Raw genomic sequence first — 3,080 nt, 5'->3', positions numbered from 1 at the left:
CGCTATTTCGTTTCACTTCTGAGTTCGGCATGGAAATCAGGTGGGTCCAAAACGCTATGGTCGCCAAGCAAATTCTTTAATCTGGAAAGCTGTTTTTTAATTCTCGTTCTTACACATTCAACGTTCTTTCATTGAGTCCATCAAAACCCCTTGGGTGTTGTATGGTTAAGCCTCACGGGCAATTAGTACAGGTTAGCTCAACGCCTCACAACGCTTACACACCCTGCCTATCAACGTCGTAGTCTACGACAACCCTTTAGGATACTTAAAGTATCAGGGAGAACTCATCTCAAGGCTCGCTTCCCGCTTAGATGCTTTCAGCGGTTATCGATCCCGAACTTAGCTACCGGGCAATGCGTCTGGCGACACAACCCGAACACCAGAGGTTCGTCCACTCCGGTCCTCTCGTACTAGGAGCAGCCCCTTTCAATTCTCCAACGCCCACGGCAGATAGGGACCGAACTGTCTCACGACGTTCTAAACCCAGCTCGCGTACCACTTTAAATGGCGAACAGCCATACCCTTGGGACCGACTTCAGCCCCAGGATGTGATGAGCCGACATCGAGGTGCCAAACACCGCCGTCGATATGAACTCTTGGGCGGTATCAGCCTGTTATCCCCGGAGTACCTTTTATCCGTTGAGCGATGGCCCTTCCATTCAGAACCACCGGATCACTATGACCTGCTTTCGCACCTGCTCGAATTGTCATTCTCGCAGTCAAGCGGGCTTATGCCATTGCACTAACCTCACGATGTCCAACCGTGATTAGCCCACCTTCGTGCTCCTCCGTTACGCTTTGGGAGGAGACCGCCCCAGTCAAACTACCCACCAGGCACTGTCCGCAACCCCGATAAGGGGTCGACGTTAGAACATCAACACTACAAGGGTGGTATTTCAAGGACGGCTCCACGCAATCTAGCGACTGCGCTTCAAAGCCTCCCACCTATCCTACACATGTAGGGTCAATGTTCAGTGCCAAGCTGTAGTAAAGGTTCACGGGGTCTTTCCGTCTAGCCGCGGGTACACTGCATCTTCACAGCGATTTCAATTTCACTGAGTCTCGGGTGGAGACAGCGTGGCCATCATTACGCCATTCGTGCAGGTCGGAACTTACCCGACAAGGAATTTCGCTACCTTAGGACCGTTATAGTTACGGCCGCCGTTTACCGGGGCTTCGATCAAGAGCTTCGACCGAAGTCTAACCCCATCAATTAACCTTCCGGCACCGGGCAGGCGTCACACCGTATACGTCATCTTGCGATTTTGCACAGTGCTGTGTTTTTAATAAACAGTTGCAGCCACCTGGTATCTGCGACTCTCAATAGCTCCATCCGCGAGGGACTTCACCGTCGAGAGCGTACCTTCTCCCGAAGTTACGGTACCATTTTGCCTAGTTCCTTCACCCGAGTTCTCTCAAGCGCCTTGGTATTCTCTACCCGACCACCTGTGTCGGTTTGGGGTACGATTCCTTACAATCTGAAGCTTAGAGGCTTTTCCTGGAAGCATGGCATCAATGACTTCACTACCGTAGTAGCTCGACGTCGTGTCTCAGCCTTAAGAGAAACCGGATTTACCTAATTTCTCAGCCTACGCACTTGAACCTGGACAACCGTCGCCAGGCCCACCTAGCCTTCTCCGTCCCCCCATCGCAATTGTAAGAAGTACGGGAATATTAACCCGTTTCCCATCGACTACGCCTTTCGGCCTCGCCTTAGGGGTCGACTTACCCTGCCCCGATTAACGTTGGACAGGAACCCTTGGTCTTCCGGCGAGGAGGTTTTTCACCCCCTTTATCGTTACTCATGTCAGCATTCGCACTTCTGATACGTCCAGCATGCGTTACCACACACCTTCAACCGCTTACAGAACGCTCCCCTACCCAATGCACAAAAGTGCATTGCCGCAGCTTCGGTTTACTACTTAGCCCCGTTACATCTTCCGCGCAGGCCGACTCGACCAGTGAGCTATTACGCTTTCTTTAAATGATGGCTGCTTCTAAGCCAACATCCTGGCTGTCTGAGCCTTCCCACATCGTTTCCCACTTAGTAGTAATTTGGGACCTTAGCTGGCGGTCTGGGTTGTTTCCCTCTCCACGACGGACGTTAGCACCCGCCGTGTGTCTCCCGGATAGTACTTACTGGTATTCGGAGTTTGCAAAGGGTTGGTAAGTCGGGATGACCCCCTAGCCTTAACAGTGCTCTACCCCCAGTAGTATTCGTCCGAGGCGCTACCTAAATAGCTTTCGGGGAGAACCAGCTATCTCCAGGTTTGATTGGCCTTTCACCCCTAGCCACAAGTCATCCGCTAATTTTTCAACATTAGTCGGTTCGGTCCTCCAGTTGATGTTACTCAACCTTCAACCTGCCCATGGCTAGATCACCTGGTTTCGGGTCTATATCCAGAGACTGAACGCCCAGTTAAGACTCGGTTTCCCTACGGCTCCCCTAGATGGTTAACCTTGCCACTGAATATAAGTCGCTGACCCATTATACAAAAGGTACGCAGTCACAGGACAAGCCTGCTCCTACTGCTTGTACGTACACGGTTTCAGGTTCTATTTCACTCCCCTCACAGGGGTTCTTTTCGCCTTTCCCTCACGGTACTGGTTCACTATCGGTCAGTCAGTAGTATTTAGCCTTGGAGGATGGTCCCCCCATATTCAGACAGGATATCACGTGTCCCGCCCTACTCGATTTCACTGAACACACGTCGTCAACTACGGGACTATCACCCTGTATCGTCGGCCTTTCCAGGCTGTTCGTCTAACGCGTGTAAAGCTTAAGGGCTAGTCCAATTTCGCTCGCCGCTACTTTCGGAATCTCGGTTGATTTCTTTTCCTCGGGGTACTTAGATGTTTCAGTTCCCCCGGTTCGCCCTGTTGAGCTATGTATTCACTCAACAGTAATACCTTATGGTATTGGGTTTCCCCATTCGGAAATCCCAGACTCAAATGGTTTTTACTACCTAATCTGGGCTTATCGCAAGTTAATACGTCCTTCATCGCCTCTGACTGCCAAGGCATCCACCGTGTACGCTTAGTCACTTAACCATACAACCCGAAGGAGTTTCGAGTTGATG

At 51.2% G+C, this 3,080-nt stretch carries 2 rRNA genes; both read right to left on the bottom strand.

The annotated features are described in order from the left end of the window. Positions 1-68 (bottom strand): 5S ribosomal RNA (rrf, locus tag R8O70_RS24725); the annotation flags it as partial. Positions 69-161: 93 nt separating this feature from the next. Further along, positions 162-3,051: ribosomal RNA gene (locus tag R8O70_RS24720) — 23S ribosomal RNA — on the bottom strand. Positions 3,052-3,080 lie beyond the last annotated feature (29 nt).

The sequence above is a fragment of the Vibrio sp. 779(2023) genome, from assembly GCF_033344285.1.
GTDB classification, from domain to species: Bacteria; Pseudomonadota; Gammaproteobacteria; order Enterobacterales; family Vibrionaceae; genus Vibrio; species Vibrio alginolyticus.
This window is presented reverse-complemented; position numbering and strand designations above follow the sequence as displayed.